12 protein-coding genes are annotated in these 16134 nt (G+C 67.5%); 9 read left to right on the forward strand and 3 right to left on the reverse strand.

Annotated elements, in window-relative coordinates; all coding sequences use genetic code 11:
• Positions 1-143: 143 nt before the first annotated feature.
• Positions 144-1586: a glucose-6-phosphate dehydrogenase gene (locus KTR9_RS21495; RefSeq protein ID WP_238553968.1), complete on the forward strand. Its 1443-nt coding sequence runs from the start codon at positions 144-146 to the stop codon at positions 1584-1586.
• A 29-nt stretch (positions 1587-1615) separates the two neighbouring features.
• Here the strand turns inward: KTR9_RS21495 and KTR9_RS21500 are convergent, their stop codons facing one another.
• Entirely contained in the window at positions 1616-3511 is a 1896-nt protein-coding gene (locus KTR9_RS21500) for a glycoside hydrolase family 15 protein (protein ID WP_014928100.1), read from the reverse strand.
• Positions 3512-3718: 207 nt separating this feature from the next.
• Here KTR9_RS21500 and KTR9_RS21505 point away from each other — a divergent pair, with 207 nt between their 5' ends.
• Both KTR9_RS21505 and KTR9_RS21510 read left to right on the forward strand, forming a co-directional pair.
• Positions 3719-4957: a cytochrome P450 gene (locus KTR9_RS21505; protein WP_044507248.1), complete on the forward strand. Its 1239-nt coding sequence runs from the start codon at positions 3719-3721 to the stop codon at positions 4955-4957.
• Positions 4958-5111: 154 nt separating this feature from the next.
• Positions 5112-6407 (forward strand): TerD family protein, encoded by a 1296-nt coding sequence (locus tag KTR9_RS21510; RefSeq protein WP_014928102.1) that lies wholly within the window; start codon positions 5112-5114, stop codon positions 6405-6407.
• Positions 6408-6441: 34 nt separating this feature from the next.
• Here KTR9_RS21510 and KTR9_RS21515 read toward each other — a convergent pair whose 3' ends face one another.
• A complete protein-coding gene (locus tag KTR9_RS21515) occupies positions 6442-7218 on the reverse strand; it encodes a DUF427 domain-containing protein (protein ID WP_014928103.1) in 777 nt (258 codons plus the stop codon).
• A gap of 187 nt (positions 7219-7405) precedes the next feature.
• On the opposite strand from KTR9_RS21515, the gene KTR9_RS21520 reads away from it, so the two are divergent.
• The 3 genes from KTR9_RS21520 (at position 7406) to KTR9_RS21530 (ending at position 10434) form a co-directional block, all read left to right on the forward strand.
• On the forward strand, positions 7406-7960 hold the full coding sequence (locus KTR9_RS21520; protein ID WP_014928104.1) for a DUF6328 family protein: 555 nt from the start codon (positions 7406-7408) through the stop codon (positions 7958-7960).
• A gap of 31 nt (positions 7961-7991) precedes the next feature.
• Positions 7992-8888 carry an MBL fold metallo-hydrolase gene (locus KTR9_RS21525; RefSeq protein ID WP_014928105.1) on the forward strand — a complete coding sequence of 299 codons (897 nt, stop codon included), beginning with the start codon at positions 7992-7994 and terminating at the stop codon, positions 8886-8888.
• 91 nt (positions 8889-8979) lie between these two features.
• Entirely contained in the window at positions 8980-10434 is a 1455-nt protein-coding gene (locus KTR9_RS21530; RefSeq protein WP_044508180.1) for a CYTH and CHAD domain-containing protein, read from the forward strand.
• A gap of 11 nt (positions 10435-10445) precedes the next feature.
• On the opposite strand, the gene KTR9_RS21535 is transcribed toward KTR9_RS21530, so the two are convergent.
• Entirely contained in the window at positions 10446-11963 is a 1518-nt protein-coding gene (locus KTR9_RS21535) for a Mur ligase family protein (RefSeq protein ID WP_044507250.1), read from the reverse strand.
• Positions 11964-12257: 294 nt separating this feature from the next.
• Here KTR9_RS21535 and KTR9_RS21540 point away from each other — a divergent pair, with 294 nt between their 5' ends.
• The 3 genes from KTR9_RS21540 (at position 12258) to katG (ending at position 16118) form a co-directional block, all read left to right on the forward strand.
• Positions 12258-13274, forward strand: a complete 1017-nt coding sequence (locus KTR9_RS21540) for a hypothetical protein (protein WP_014928108.1) — start codon at positions 12258-12260, stop codon at positions 13272-13274.
• Between the two features lie 122 nt (positions 13275-13396).
• Complete coding sequence (locus KTR9_RS21545; protein ID WP_014928109.1) at positions 13397-13840, forward strand: Fur family transcriptional regulator; 444 nt, start codon at positions 13397-13399, stop codon at positions 13838-13840.
• 52 nt (positions 13841-13892) lie between these two features.
• Positions 13893-16118: a catalase/peroxidase HPI gene (gene katG, locus KTR9_RS21550; protein ID WP_014928110.1), complete on the forward strand. Its 2226-nt coding sequence runs from the start codon at positions 13893-13895 to the stop codon at positions 16116-16118.
• Positions 16119-16134: the final 16 nt, after the last annotated feature.

The following is a 16134-nucleotide window of genomic DNA, read 5'->3' on the forward strand; positions in this document are numbered from 1 at the left end:
CTCTTTAGTCCAACAGGCTCAAGTATGAGCCCTACGAGGTCTGTAACGCCACTAGAGTTGAGTGCATTCCGCTCAGGTCTACTGGATTTGTGATCTAGAACACTATCCGTGCCGCCGCGTCGTCGACCGGCAGTATTGAATGCATGACCGCAGACAGCTCCGCCCGGGAGACCGCGACACAGTCCGACGCCCCTGCCGCCACGGACGCGGCAGTGATCTTCGTTCTCTTCGGATCGACCGGCGACCTCGCCAAGCGGATGGTCCTGCCCTCGCTGTTCGAACTCCACCGTCGAGGCCTGCTCCCGGACGGATGGCAGCTCATCGGCAACGGCCGGGGCGACCGCACTGACGACGAGTTCCGGCAGCACGTGAAGGACGCGATCGAGGAATTCGGTTCGGACGCGTCGGTGTCCTCGGACGAATGGGCCTCGTTCGCCGAGACCATCCGATTCGCCGGCGGCGGGTTCACCGCCGAGGATCCCGGCCGCCTGCTGGAGGTGATCGACGACGCCCGGGACGCCGTCGGCGGCACAGCCCAGCTGGTCCACTATCTCGCCCTCCCGCCGACCACCTTCGTCGACTACACGAAAGCGATCGCCGCGCACGGTCTCGCGAAGAACTCGCGCGTCGTCTACGAGAAGCCGTTCGGTACGTCACCCGACGGATTCCGGACCCTCGACGAGGCGGTCCACGAATCCCTCGACGAAGACCAGATCTACCGGATCGACCATTTCCTGGGGAAGGAGAGCACCCAGAACCTGCACGTGCTGCGTTTCGCCAACGGCCTGTTCGCCGGGGTGTGGAACCGCGAGCACGTGGAGGAGGTCCAGATCGACGTCCCGGAAACCCTCGACATCGCCGACCGCGCCGCGTTCTACGACGCCACCGGGGCATTCCTGGACATGATCGTCACGCACCTGTTCCAGGTGGCGGCCGAGGTCGCGATGGAACCTCCGGTCTCGCTCGGCGCCGAGGACCTGCTCGGCGCCCGGGAGTCGGTCATCGCCGCCTTCCGGCCGCTCGACCCCGCCGAGGTGGTCTTCGGTCAATACGAGGGCTACCGCGACACCGAGGGCATCCCCGACGACTCCACCACCGAGACGTTCGCGGCGGTGCGCCTGTGGGTCGACACCGACCGCTGGCACGGTGTCCCGTTCCTGCTCCGTACCGGCAAGATGCTCGACCACAGCGCGCAACGCCTCAGCCTGGTCTTCCGCGCGCCCGCCGACGGTCCGCTGACCGACACTCCGACCGACGGCACCGTGCTGACCTTCGACCTGGCCGGCGACGGTGCCATCGACCTCGCCGTCACGATCAAGGAACCGGGTTCGGGGACCGACCTCTCCGTCGCGCACATGACCGAGAAGCTCGACGAGGTGGCCGACGGATTGTCACCTTATGCACGACTGATCGTCGATGTGCTGCGCGGTGACCGGTCGCTGTTCACCCGGCCCGACGGCCTCGCACATGTCTGGGAGGTCGCGGCACCGGTGCTGACGAATCCGCCTGCACCGCAACCATATGCGGCAGGGTCGACCGGCCCCGCGGCCGCCGACGACCTGTGCGGCGGGTCCGGCTGGATCTGAGGAAGAGGGTCAGATCGGGGGCACCTGCATCAGTCACCCAGCTGCCGATCGAGGTTGATGGCCGCGCTGATCAGCGCGAGGTGGGTGAACGCCTGCGGCATGTTGCCCAGTTGTTCACCGGTCAGACCCACCTGCTCGGCGTACAGGCCGAGGTGGTTGGCGTGGGTGAACATCTTCTCGAGCGCGAGACGCGCGTCGCCCAGACGGCCGGTCCGGGTGAGCGCCTCGACGTACCAGAACGAGCACAGCGAGAAGGTGCCCTCGGCTCCGTCGATGCCGTCGTGCCCGCCGTCGGTGTCGTACCGGAACACCAGGGAGTCGCTCACCAATTCTTCCTCGATCCGCTGGAGAGTGCGGACGAACCGATCGTCGGTGGGCGACAACAACTTCACGGCGGGGATCAGCAACAGTGCCGCGTCCAGGCGGTCGGAATCGAGGGTCTGGACGAACGCTCCCACCTCGTCGTTCCAACCCCGCTCCATGATCTGTACGAAGATGTCGTCGCGGGCCTTCATCCAACCGGCGACGTCACCGGGCAGTCCGCGCTGACGGCTCATCCGGATCATCCGCTCCAGCGCCACCCACGACATCACGCGCGAGTAGACGTAGTCCTGCGGCTTGCTGCGCACCTCCCAGATGCTCTGGTCCGGGCGGTCCCAGTTGTCGACGAGCCAGCCGGCCACCGTGCACAGATGTGTCCACGATCCATAGGAGATGCCCGGTCCGTACTTGTTGTACAGGTACACCGAGTCGATGAGTTCGCCGTAGATGTCGAGCTGGAGCTGGTCGGCGGCGGCGTTCCCGATCAGCACCGGCGAGGTCTGCCGGTAACCCTCCCAATGATCGAGCTCGGTCTCGGCCGGTGGCGGGTCGCCGTCGAGCGTGTACATCAATCGCAGCGGCCCCAGATCTCCCGACACGTCAGCGCCGTCGTCGAATCGGCAGGTCAGCCAGTCCATGAATGCGCTCGCCTCGTCGGTGAACCCCAGCCGCAACAGCGCGTAGAGCGTGAACGCCGCGTCGCGGATCCACACATAGCGGTAGTCCCAATTCCTTTCGCCGCCGATCTCTTCGGGAAGTGCGGCGGTGACCGCGGACACGACCGCCCCGGACGGCTCATGCGTCAGCAGTTTGAGTGTGAGCGCCGACCGATGCACCATCTCCCGCCATCGGCCGGTGTAGGAGGACCGAGAGACCCAGTCCTGCCAGAACGCGACGGTCGCGGCGACGACCGCGGGAGAACTGTCGTGGTCGAGTAGTTCCGTCCCGATGGGGTCGGGAGCGAGGACGAACGTGACGCATTCGCCGGTCTCGACGGTGAAGTCCGCCAGCGCATCCCGGTCGTCGACCGTGTCGACGCGGACGGTCGAGACGAGATGCAGCACCAGGTCGTCGGTCTCGAAGCGAACCCGGGATTCGTCCTCGACGACGAGGGTATGCTCCGCACGGCCGTAGTCGAACCGCGGCGCGACCGTCACGCGGAACCGGACGGAACCCCGCACACAGGAGATCCGACGGATGATCCGCGTTCGGTGGTCGGGATCGTGTGGTCTGGCGATCGGCATCAGGTCCTGCACCTCGGCGACTCCGTCCTCGCTCAGGAAGCGGGTGACGAGCACGTTGGAGTCGGGCAGGTAGAACTGCCGGGTGGTGACGTCACCGTCCACCGGTTCCACCGTCCATGCGCCGCCCCGGTGCGCATCGAGCAACGAGCCGAACACGCTCGGCGAGTCGAACCGCGGACAGCAGAACCAGTCGATCCGCCCGTCGACTCCCACGACGGCCGCGGTGCGGAGGTCTCCGATGACACCGTGGTCGGCGATCGGCAGGTAGTCGCCCGTGGAGTCGGCAGTCGTCGCGCCGTCGCAGCGGGAAGTCGGGGTGGCGTCCTCGCCGGATTCGGTCGCGGTGCTCATGGCCGCCATTCGGCGCGTGACTCGTCCCGGATGGGCCGTCACCCCCTCGAACGGGCCTCCGGGCGGCAGTCATCTCTATACCGGTGCCCGGCGGGCGTGAAGCGAGCATGTTCGCCAATCCGCCGACCCCGAACACGCCGATATCGGACACTCGGTGCGAGGAGTACCCCTCGACGGAAGGACGCATCGGTGGCGACAAGCAGCGCGGGCTCGAGCATGACCGACGACGCCGCCGGCGTCTTCGCCGACGCCAAGGCCTACACCGACGAGCCGCGACTGCATGCCGCGATGGCGTACCTGCGTGCGCACGATCCGGTGCCGCGCGTCGACCATGGTCCGTACCGGCCGTTCTACGCCATCACCAGGCACGCCGACATCATGGACATCGAGCGCGACAACAACCTGTGGCTCAGTGAACCGCGACCGGTGCTGACCACCGCGGCCGCCGACGACGCCGCACGAGCGCAGCTGGAATCCGGTGCGGGACTGCGCACCTTGATCCACATGGACGACCCGCATCACCGCAAGGTCCGCGCGATCGGCGCCGACTGGTTCCGGCCGAAGGCCCTGCGGGATCCGCAGTCGCGCGTCGACGAACTCGCCAAGCGCTACGTCGACCGGATGCGCGACATCGGCCCGGAGTGCGACTTCGTCGAGGAGATCGCGGTCGGTTTCCCGCTGTACGTCATCCTCTCGCTGCTGGGTCTCCCCGAAGAGGACTTCCCGCGGATGCACCAGCTCACACAGGAGATGTTCGGTGCCGACGACGCCGAGTACCGGCGAGGGGCAACCCTCGAGGAGCGGATGGCGACACTCCTGGACTTCTTCGCCTACTTCGGCAAGCTGACCGCCTCCCGGCGCGCTCACCCCACCGAGGACCTCGCGTCGGCCATCGCCAACGGCCTCGTCGACGGCGAGCCCCTCTCCGACGTGGACACCGCGTCGTACTACGTGATCGTGGCGAGCGCCGGGCACGACACCACCAAGGACGCGATCTCCGGTGGGCTACGGGCGCTGATCGAGAATCCCGGTGAACTCGAACGGCTCCGACGCGAACCCGAACTCATCGGCACTGCGGTCGAGGAGATGATCCGGTGGACCACGCCGGTCAAGGAATTCATGCGCACCGCCGCCGAGGACACCTCGGTGCGGGGTGTCCCCATCGCCAAGGGTGAATCCGTCTATCTCGCCTACACATCGGGCAACCGGGACGAAGAGGTCTTCGACGATCCGCACACCTTCGACGTCGGCCGCTTCCCCAACAAGCACCTGTCGTTCGGTTACGGCGTCCACTTCTGTCTCGGCGCCGCACTGGCTCGAATGGAGATGAGGAGCTTCTTCGCCGAGTTGATCCCGCGGCTCGACACCATCGAACCGGCTGGAAAGCCCGAGCTGGCCGCGACCGTCTTCGTGGGTGGACTCAAGCACCTGCCGGTCCGTTACTCGCTGCGCTGATCGAGACGAATGTCATTCGGTTGCCTGACAATCGGAGTGGCAGCTGTCATTTCGTGAACCGACGGGTCGGATGTCCGTCGGCTGGCTGCGTGGTCCCCGACAGCGCCCCCGCATATCATTGGCCCGCCCCATCGCCACCTTTCGAGGAGTACCTGTGGACGAGCTCACCAAGGGCTCCAAGACCGCCCTGAGCACGACCGCGCACCTCGTCGAGGTGCACAGCGGTTCGCCCGACGACGTCGACCTCATCGCAGTGCTGTTGACTGCGGGCCACAAGGTCCGCACGGACGACGACCTGATCTTCTTCAACAATCCCAGCTCCTCCGGAGTCCGGTTGCAGGGCTCGAGTTCTTGTGTGGTCGACTTGCCGTCGGCGCCCCCGGACGTCGACCGGATAGTCGTTGCGGCAAGTACCGAGGCACAGCGGAAGACTGTCGAACAGGTCGGCCCGCTGACGGTGACCATCTCGGGTTCGGGCACATGGGCGTTCACCCCACCGGACCCGGGCCCCGAGACAGTTCTCCAGTTGGTGGCGTTCTATCGCCGGGACGGAGATTGGAAGCTGGACGCGATCGGACAGGGTTACCGCGAGGGGTTGGCCGCCTTCGCCACCGACTTCGGAATCGTGGTCGACGACGCGCCGAACCAGCAGACTGCACAGATCGCGACGCCGGCCCCTCCGACACCTGCCGCCCAACCGGCGCCGGAAGCACGGTCACCGATCAACATGTCCAAGGTCAAGGTCTCGATCACGAAGGACTCGACGGAAAAGACCGCGTCCATCGACCTTCGCAAAGGATCCTCGGATTGGGTTCTCACCGTGGGCCTCGAGTGGGACGGGCGCGGCGCCGTGTACGAAGCCGACGGTCGGGTCAAGCAGTACGGCCAGGGAGACCTCGACGTGTACTTCTTCTGCCGCGACGAGGTCGCGCACAAGTATGTGGTCATCAGCGGCGAGCAGGGCCACCGAGGCGACCTGCGCAGTTGGCCCTTCATCGAGCATCACGGGGACAGCCGCGGTCCAGGACGAGGGAACAAGCCCGCCGTCGAGCAGGTCACGGTGCTACCGAAGGAGAACGGCGATCTCCTCGTCAATGTGTACCAATCCGTCGACAACGGGGCCGGTGCGATCGACAAATTCGGCAGGCCGCGGGTGGCGATCCGATACGGACGACCGGGCAAGACCGGCCTACCCGAGCCGGACAGCGACGAGATCCTCGTCCATGTCGGCAACAGCAAGAACTCGTTCTGGGCAACGGTTGCACACATCGATGTGCAGGACGGTGTGCTGAAGGTCGACGGGACGACCCGCTACAGCAAATTCTTCTCCGAGCGGATGCCCACTCTCGACCGCACCGGGAAGTGGGTGCGCAGCGCCAAGGAGGCACCGACCGGACGCAGCAAGAAGGCGAACGGCTCGGGGCTGGACCGCTACCACGGAGAGCTGTGACGGCACTCGCGAAACCCCGGACAGCAGAACGGTTTCAGTCCTCGACGGTCAGTTCCACCCGCTCGTCATAGAAGCAGATGAGGTCCCGCACGGGCTCGGCGTCGATCAGCGGATCGGTGTAGGTCCACGCCACGTCGGGCACGATGTCGTCGCCGACGATCGCCGAGAAGTAGCTCGCCTCACCCTTGTACGCGCACACCGTGACGGTGTCCGACGGGACGAGCAGGTCCATCCGGACATCCTCGCGCGGAAGGTAATGACGGGGCGGCAGATGGGTTTCGAGCAACAGCGTCGGGCGTCGACTCTCCGCCAGGACCGTGTCGCCCACCGTCACCACAACATGCCGGCTGGTGTCGAGACAGTCGATGCGCTGGAACGGATCGTGTGGATGACCGATCGCCGTCTGGTCCTCCTCCCGCCACTCGTCGAAAGCCGACCAGTCCAGCAGGACGTGATCGGCGAGGTCCGGGTCCTGCGGCCGAAACCCGGCGCCGCGCAGTGTCCGTCCGCCGGCCTGGAGGTCGTAGACCGTGCCGGTCGTGGTGTGGAGCGCGAACGGATCGTCGGGCGTCAGGATCGACGCATGCTCGGCGGCAGCGTCGGTCTGCTGTGGATTGTCGAGTCGCGCAACAACATCGGAAGCGGGTACGGCGTAGCACCCGACCACTCGATGTGGCTCCCACACCTGGAGGGCCGTCGCCGAGTCGACGACAACCTGCCCGTCGACCATCGCGCGCACCCGCCGGCGCATGTCCGCCCAGCGCAGCGAACCGAGCTGGGACATCGTGAGTTCGTCCATCGACGTGGCCATGGTCCGATGGTCCTCCGATCACGCGAGGTACGCCAGGTTCGATCAGTCCCCCGAGCGGAGCGACTCATCTACATTCCCTGAGGCACGAGCGAAGCGACCCACCCCGAGCAGGGGGTCGGCGTCGAGAGTGACCGCTTCGAGACTCGGCGGCAGGCCCGACGAGACCCAACGGTGCGACGATGGGCAGGTGACCAGGCCCACGGACACCGACTACACCGGCTCCGGCCCCGACGACGCCGAGTGGAACCGCTCCCAACGCGATGAAACGGAAACCCAACGGCTGGACCGCAACTGGAACTCGCTCCTGCAGGAGCTCCGCGTCGTGCAGACGGGCGTGCAGATCCTGACCGGGTTCCTGCTCACCCTGCCGTTTCACGACGGGTTCGAGGAACTCGGCGGGGCGCTGCGGACCATCTACCTGATCACCGTGTCGTGCGCCGTCGGTGCGGCGATCCTGCTCGCCGCGCCGGTGGCCCTGCACCGGGCGCTGTTCCGTCAACACCAGCTCGCGCTGATCGTCACCTATGCGCACTACCTCTCGTTCGCCGGTCTGACACTGCTGGGACTGGCGTTGTCCGGTGCGGTCACGGTCGTCTTCGGCGCGACCGCCGGGCCGGTCCCGTCGGCGGTCGCCGGAGTCGTCACGCTCGTCGTGTTCTCCCTTGCCTGGCTGATCGTCCCGCTGTGGCTGCGCGCGACGACCGGCTCGCCGCAGGAGTCCGCCGACGACCGGCGGCGTTGACAGCGTTCACCCGCCGGGGTACCCAGACGAAGTGACCCTCGCACCGAGTTTCATCGAGAACCGCTACGACGAGGTGACCGTGCTCGCGTCGTCACACGGCGGCGCGTTTCCCTACGGCAACACCGTCGTCGTCCGCGGCTCCGCTGCGACCCTGGTGATCGATCCCTCCCTCGAGGTCGACCACGATCCCGTGCACCCCGACGCGGTGATGATCAGTCACGCCCACGAGGACCACATCGCCGGCCTCCGGCACTTCGCCGCGGACAAATTCGCCCACCACGCCGATGTCGCCGGCGTGCGATCCCTCCAGGTCCTCCTCGACAACTACGGCCTGACCGACGAACAGCGAGCCGGCGTCGACGCCCAGATCGGCGACACCTTCGACCTGACGCCCGGCTTTCCCGACGCCGCCGGAGTCGACGACGGGCACGTCTTCGAACTCGGCGACGTCACGGCAACGGTCGTCCACCTGCCCGGTCACACCGCGGGACATTCCGGTGTGCTGGTCGAGCCGACCGGCTTCCTCTACCTCGCCGACATCGACCTCACCTCGTTCGGACCGATGTACGGCGACCTGGGGAGCAGCGTCGACGATTACCTGGCGTCGATCGCGCGGGTGCGGGAGATCGACGCCCGCTGGTACGGCACCTTCCATCAGAAGGGGGTGGTCACCGGCGCCGACGACTTCCGCTCGCGCCTCGCGGACTACGAGGGCGTCATCCACCGGCGCGACGAGCGACTGCTGGAACTGCTGCAGCGGCCGCGCACCGTCGACGAGATCGTCGTCGAACGGCTCGTCTACCGCCCGCATGTGCAGCTGCCCTTCGTCGACGCGGTGGAGAAGCGCACCGCCGAACTCCATCTCGAGCGGCTCCTGCGCCACGGGCAGGTCGCCCGCTCCGGTGACGGCGTCTACCACCGCGCGTGAGGTGATCGCACCGGCCGGGGAGGTTTACCGGATGTCCGGATCGGACACCCTCTGCAGGTTCATCGACATCAGCGAGAGTGAGGAGCGAGGAATGGGCACCGACACGACGCGCGAGAACAGCTGGGACTTCGGTCTGGACAGCGCGATCCCCGACCTCGGCGACTCCGGCGACGTCGAGATCTCGTCGATCGATTTCAGCGACACCTACTACGACACCGAGGACCGGGACCTGCTCGCCCACGGCACCATCGTCGTCCACTCCGACGGCGGGGACTCCGACGACGGGGATGAGGATCGGCACGCCGGCTGGCGGGTCACGACCCCGTCCGCCGGCGAGGACATCACCGAGCAGATCGACGCACCCTCCACCGCCGTGCCGTCGGCGATCGCCGACGCCCTGTGGGGTCTGAGCGGCGGAAAGCCGTTACGCGTCGCGGCGATCGTCCACACGCACCGAACCCGCCACCGGCACCTCGACGCGAACGGCGAGGTCGCCTACGACGTGGTCGACGACACCGTCTCGGCCACCGCCACCGGCCCGGTCGCCACCGCCACGTCGTGGCGCGAGGTCGGGGTGCGAGCGGGGTCCGGCTCGACGACCATCCCGAAGAGCGTGCGCAAACGGCTGGTCGGGGCAGGCGCCCGTCCGGCGTCGGCATCGTCGACGTTCGAACGCGCGGTCGGGCACGAAGCGCCCCGCCGTGCCGCGTCGGTCTCGCCGGCCGCCGTCGCCGTGGCGGACTACGTCCGGGAGCAGATCTCGACGATCTTCGCCGGTGATGTCGCCCTGCGTCGGGGCGCGAACCCGGTACATGGCGTTCGAGTGGCCATCCGACGGCTGCGCAGCACCCTCCGAACAGCCGCTCCGCTCTTCGAACCGGACGGTCTCGCGGGTCTCGACGACGAACTCCGATGGTTCGCCGGTGTGCTCGGCGAGGTGCGCGACCGTGAGGTCCTGCGTGCGCGATTCGCCTCCGCGGTCGCCGCACTCCCCGACGAGCTGGTTCTCGGACCGGTCGCGGCGCGGATCGAGGAAGAGCTCTCCGCGCAGCAGCACCACCATCGGCAGAGCGTCACCGACGAGATGCGGTCGGACCGGTACCTCGTGCTGTTGTCGACACTCGCGACCTGGAACGACTCGATCCCGCTCGCCGACGACCAGATCACGAAGAAAGAGTTGCGGCGCATCGCCACCCGGGCCGCGCGCAAGGCCGACAAGCGCCTCGCGCACGCGCTTGCGACCGGCCACGAGGAGGATTTCCACCGGGCGCGCAAGGCGGCGAAACGGGCCCGGTACGCCGGTGAGCTGGCCGCGCCGGTCGTCGACCGGTCGACCGGGCGGGGCCAGGCCAAGCGGTACAAGCGAATCCAGACCGTACTGGGCGAACACCAAGACGCCGCCGTGGCGGCCCGCACGCTACGCGAGCTGGGGGCCGGAGCCGGAACTCGCAAGGGAGAAAACGGATTCACCTACGGAATCCTGTACCAGCGCGAACTCGCCGCCGCCGCGGCCGCCCGTGACGCCGTGCTGTCCGGGACGAACTGACGCCTGCCGCGTCACCCGCGCGGCGTCTCGAGGATCGCACGCCGCAGCTCGGTGTGGTCGTCGAAGAACGTCGTGTCCGGTCCATACCGCCGGAAGGTGTCGCTCCCCCGGCCGGTGACCACGACCACGTCGCGGTCACCGGCCATGGCGGTGGCGAGCGAGAATGCCGTCTGCCGGTCCGCCTCCTCGATGACCACCGCGGATGCCGCGCGACGCGCGCCCCGGAGGACAGCGGCCCGGATCGCGGCCGGGTCCTCGTCCTCGGGACTCTCGTCGGTGACGATCACGACGTCGGCGTGCTGTGCTGCGACCCCTCCCAGGGGTTCCCGTTTTCCCGGGTCACGCCCGCCGGTCGCGCCGATGACCACGATCAGTCGCCCGCCCTCCGTCACCGACCTCAGGTACGGGAGCATCGCGCGCTGCCCCGCGGTGTTGTGCATGTAGTCCACGATCGCCCGATAGGGCTGCCCGGCGTGCACGGGTTCGCATCGGCCCGGGATCCCGGTCACCAAGGCGATCCCCTCTGCCGCCGCGGCGAGGTCGACGCCGTCGGCCACCACGGAGGTGAGCGCGACCAGGGCATTGCCGACCTGATGAGGACCCAGCACCTGGAGCCCGATTCGGGTTCGCCCGTGCGGCGTGTGCACGGTGAACTCGGTCCCGAGACGACCGGTCCGAATCCCGGTGGCGACGACATCGGCGTCCTTGCGGGTGGTCGAACAGGTCCAGGTCTCGGTCGTCGTGTCGCCGGCCAGTCGCGCACCCCAGTCGTCGTCGATGTCGATCACGGCGATCTGCGTCCGCTCCGCGGTGAACATCGCCGCCTTGGTGGCGAAATAGTTCTCCATCGATTCGTGGTAGTCCAGGTGGTCGTCGGAGAGGTTGGTGAACGCCATCACCCGGAACACGGTGCCGTCGACCCGCCCCTGATCGATCGCGTGCGAAGAGACCTCCATGGCGCAGCAGGTGACGCCGTGGCGCCGGAACGTCGCCAGTGTCCGTTGCAGCATCGGCGCCTCCGGCGTCGTGCGCACCGGGACGGTGTCGCATCCGGGACCCCGGATACGCGCGCCGGAGATGAGCCCGCCGGCCTCGCCCGCCGCGGCGAGGGCGGCATCGACGAAGTGGGTGGTACTGGTCTTTCCGTTCGTGCCGGTGACGCCGAAGACACGCAGGTCTCGCGACGGCTCCCCATGGAACCACGACGCCAGCGGTCCCATGACCCGTCGCGGATCGTCGACGACCAGCGTGGGCAGGAGGGACGACGGGCGATCGCTGATCACCAGTACGGCTCCGGCCGCCGCCACCTCCCGCTCGAAGTCGAGTCCGTGCCACCGGCTGCCCGGAATCGCCAGGTAGGCGTCCCCGCGACGAATCGTCCGGGAATCGTCCTCGACGTCGCGGACCACCGCCGAACCGGCGTCGGCGGCGCCGACGACCGGCACCCCGAGATGGTCGGCGATACGCGCGACGGTGACCTGTCCACCCAGGTCGAGGTCCGCGCTGCGAACACTCCGCTCCGGGCTCATCGCGCCGTGGTACCCGTGCTGCGGACACCACCAAACCTCGACGTATGGCGCCGACCCGGGCGCGCATCCGGTCGGTCAGCCTGCCGATTACGTGCAAATCCCCGTAATCGGACACGGTTCGTCAACCCACGAGAAAGCGTGACCCGCATCACATTGCATAGCAAGCGTTGCGGCACTTGACCTTTGCCTCGCGAGCCGCAACCGATTTCGAGTGGGGTGTTACATATGCCCTCGTCGTGGCAACACTCGGGTTGTAGCCCGATCACGAACCGCACCAGAGGGGAGCAAGAACCGATGACCGTCTCCACCACGACCGTCCACCAGCAACTTCGCGCGATCCTCGCGCTGACGCACACCGAGATCCAGATCGCCGAGACCCGGCAGGCCCAGGCCCGCACCGACGCGATCCGCAAGGAACTCGCCCAGAACGCCGAACATGCGCGCGAGCGCGCGCTCACCATCGAGACGGCGCTGCGTGACCGCGGCGGCCTCGTCGACGTGGTCCGTCCCGTGCTGGGCCGCTTCGGAGCCGTCGCCAAGACGCTGGCCGAACAGACCCAGCCGCTCGACGAGGCCCTGCTCGACGACCTCGCCCTCGAGCAGCGACTCGTCGCACGCGCCACCTACCTCAAGGCGCTGGCCACCGGTCAGGAAGACCAGGCGCTCGTCAACCTGGCCGATCAGCTCATCGATGCGCACACGGCCACAGTTCACTGGCTCACCACGGTTCTCGCCGAGGAGGCGCTCGGCGGCCCTGCCGCGCTGCGTCGCGGACCCTCGCAGTGGGCCAGCGGGCTGGCGGCACGCGCCCTCACCGCACCGGCACTCGGAGCATCGTGGGCCATCGACCGCACCGCCGAGTTCGCCCGCCAGTTGCCCGATCCCGTGGACTCGATCCGCAGCCGCTTCGGACGTGCGGTCGACGACGCGACCGAGACCGCGTCGCGAGCGGGTGACGCGGTCGGCAACGCCGGCGCAGCCGTGTCCAAGACAGTCGCCGCCGGTCGTGACGCGGCACTCGAAGCCGTCGAGGAAAGCGCTCGCGACAACGGTGCCAAGGGTGCCGCCGACGCGCTCCACCAGTTGCGCGAGATCACCGGAACCGTTGAGGCCGAAGATCTCCCGATCGAGGGCTATGTCGGCCTGAACGTCACCGACGCCGTGGCCGCGGTCAAGGAGCTGACCAAGCCTGCCGACCTGCGCGTCACCCTCGCCTACGAAGAGGCGCACAAGAACCGCCAGCGTGTGGTCTCGGCGATCGAGATCCGATTCGCCGAACTCGCGAAGGACCTGGTCGGCATCGACAGCTGATCTGCCGGACCGACCGACCCGACGGCCGCCATCCACCTGATGGCGGCCGTCGTCGCGTCCGGACCGAAAAAGAAATTTGGATCAGATCCAGAAAAAGCGTGCGATACGGCGTCGACGCCCCTATGGTGAATGGCGTGGCATCCACAACGGACTACGCCCAGCAACTCCGGGCCGCAGATCTACGTGTCACCCAGCCGCGGGTGACGGTGATGCACGCCGTCGACGATCACCCACACGCCGACACGGACACGATCTACCACGCGGTACGCGAAACCCTCCCCAAGGTCTCTCGTCAGGCCGTCTACGATGTGCTGCACGCCCTGACCGAGCGCGGTCTCATCCGCCGGATCCAGCCGTCGGGTTCGTTGTCGCGCTACGAGTTTCGCACCGGAGACAATCACCATCACGTCGTCTGCCGCGCCTGTGGCGCAATTGCCGACGTGGATTGCGCAATCGGGGAAGCCCCATGCCTGACCCCATCCGATGACCACGGGTTCGTCCTCGACGAGGCCGAGGTCATCTTCTGGGGACGATGCCCCGAGTGCCTCAGTACAGTCCCGACCTGATCACACCCGTGTGATCACAGCCCGTCAGTTGTTCCCCCTCGAAAGGAATGTCGTGACCTCCGACAGCCGTCCACCCAATCCCGACGACAAGACGCGAAGCAACAGCGAGAGCGAGAACCCGGTCATCTCGTCGCCGGAGCCCAAAGCGCATGCGCCGCTGACCAACAAGGACTGGTGGCCCGAGCAGATCGACCTCTCGATCCTGCACGCGCATTCCTCGCTCTCCAACCCGCTCGGCGAAGACTTCGATTACGCAACGGAATTCGCCAAGCTCGATGTCGAGGCACTGAAGGCAGACCTCATCTCGCTGATGACCACGTCGCAGGACTGGTGGCCCGCCGACTACGGTCACTACGGCGGCCTCTTCATCCGCATGAGCTGGCACGCTGCCGGCACCTACCGCATCTACGACGGCCGCGGCGGCGGTGGTCAGGGTGCACAGCGATTCGCCCCGCTGAACAGCTGGCCGGACAACGCCAACCTGGACAAGGCGCGTCGTCTGCTCTGGCCCATCAAGCAGAAGTACGGCACCAAACTGTCCTGGGCCGACCTGCTGGTGTACGCGGGCAATGTCGCCCTGGAGTCCATGGGCTTCAAGACCTTCGGCTTCGGCTTCGGCCGCGAGGACATCTGGGAGCCCGAGGAGGTGTTCTGGGGTCCGGAGGATGCGTGGCTGGGCACCGACAAGCGCTACTCCGGTGAGCGCGAACTGGCCAAGCCGCTCGGCGCGACGACCATGGGCCTCATCTACGTGAATCCCGAGGGACCCGAGGGCAAGCCGGATCCGCTGGCCGCCGCCGAGGACATCCGCGAGACCTTCAGCCGGATGGCCATGAACGACGAGGAGACCGCGGCGCTCATCATCGGCGGTCACAGCTTCGGCAAGACCCACGGCGCGGGCAACGGCGATCTGGTCGGCCCCGAGCCCGAGGGCGCGCCGATCGAGCAGCAGGGCCTGGGCTGGAAGTCGTCCTTCGGCAAGGGCAAGGCCGAGGACACCATCACCAGCGGCCTCGAGGTCGTCTGGACCTCCACCCCCACCCAGTGGGGCAACGGGTTCCTCCAGAACCTCTACGGTTACGAATGGGAGCTCACCAAGAGTCCCGCGGGTGCGTGGCAGTACGTCGCCAAGGATGGTGCGGGAGCGGGCACCATCCCCGATCCGTTCGACGGTCCGGGCCGTGCCCCGACGATGCTGGTCACCGACGTCGCACTGCGTGAGTCGCCGATCTACGCCGACATCACCCGTCGCTGGCTCGACCATCCCGAGGAACTCGCCGAGGCGTTCGCCAAGGCCTGGTACAAGCTCCTCCACCGCGACATGGGTCCCGTCAGCCGATACCTCGGCCCGTGGGTTCCCGAGCCGCAGATCTGGCAGGACCCGGTTCCGGAGGTGGACCACCCGCTGATCGACGCCGACGACATCGCCTCCCTGAAGGGAAAGCTGCTCGAGGTGCTCTCGCCGACGCAGCTCCTCAAGACCGCGTGGGCGTCGGCCGCCAGCTTCCGCAGCACCGACAAGCGCGGCGGCGCCAACGGCGCACGCATCCGCCTGGAGCCGCAGAAGAACTGGGAGATCAACGAACCCGGCGAACTGGCCAAGGTGTTGCCGGTCCTCGAGCAGGTCCAGAAGGACTTCAACGACTCGGCGTCGGGAGGCAAGAAGGTGTCGCTCGCCGACATCATCGTCCTCGGCGGCGCGGCCGCGGTCGAAAAGGCCGCCGAGGCAGCCGGATTCCCGGTCACCGTGCCCTTCACCCCCGGCCGCACCGACGCGTCGCAGGAGAGCACCGACGTCGACTCGTTCGAGGTCCTCGAGCCCCGGGCCGACGGCTTCCGCAACTACAGCAAGGGTGGCGAGAAGACACCGCTGGAGTCGCTGTTGCTCGACCGCGCGTACATGCTGGATCTCACCGCGCCGGAGCTGACCGTCCTGATCGGCGGCCTCCGGGTGCTCGATGCCAACTACGGTGGCGCCAAGCACGGTGTGTTCACCGACCGACCCGGGGTTCTGTCGACGGACTTCTTCCGCACCATCGTCGACATGAACATCGAGTGGAAGACCGGCTCCGACGAAAACGTCTATGAGGGAACCGATCGCGCCACCGGCGAGAAGAAGTGGACCGCGACCGCGGCCGATCTCGTGTTCGGATCGCACTCGCAGCTCCGTGCCCTGTCCGAGGTCTACGCCCAGGACGACTCGGCGGAGCGGTTCGTCGACGACTTCGTCAAGGCCTGGGTGAAGGTCTCGAACAACGATCGGTTCGATCTGGCCTGATCTCTCACCGTCGCAA

The sequence above is a fragment of the Gordonia sp. KTR9 genome, assembly GCF_000143885.2.
In the GTDB taxonomy this organism is placed as follows: Bacteria; Actinomycetota; Actinomycetes; order Mycobacteriales; family Mycobacteriaceae; genus Gordonia.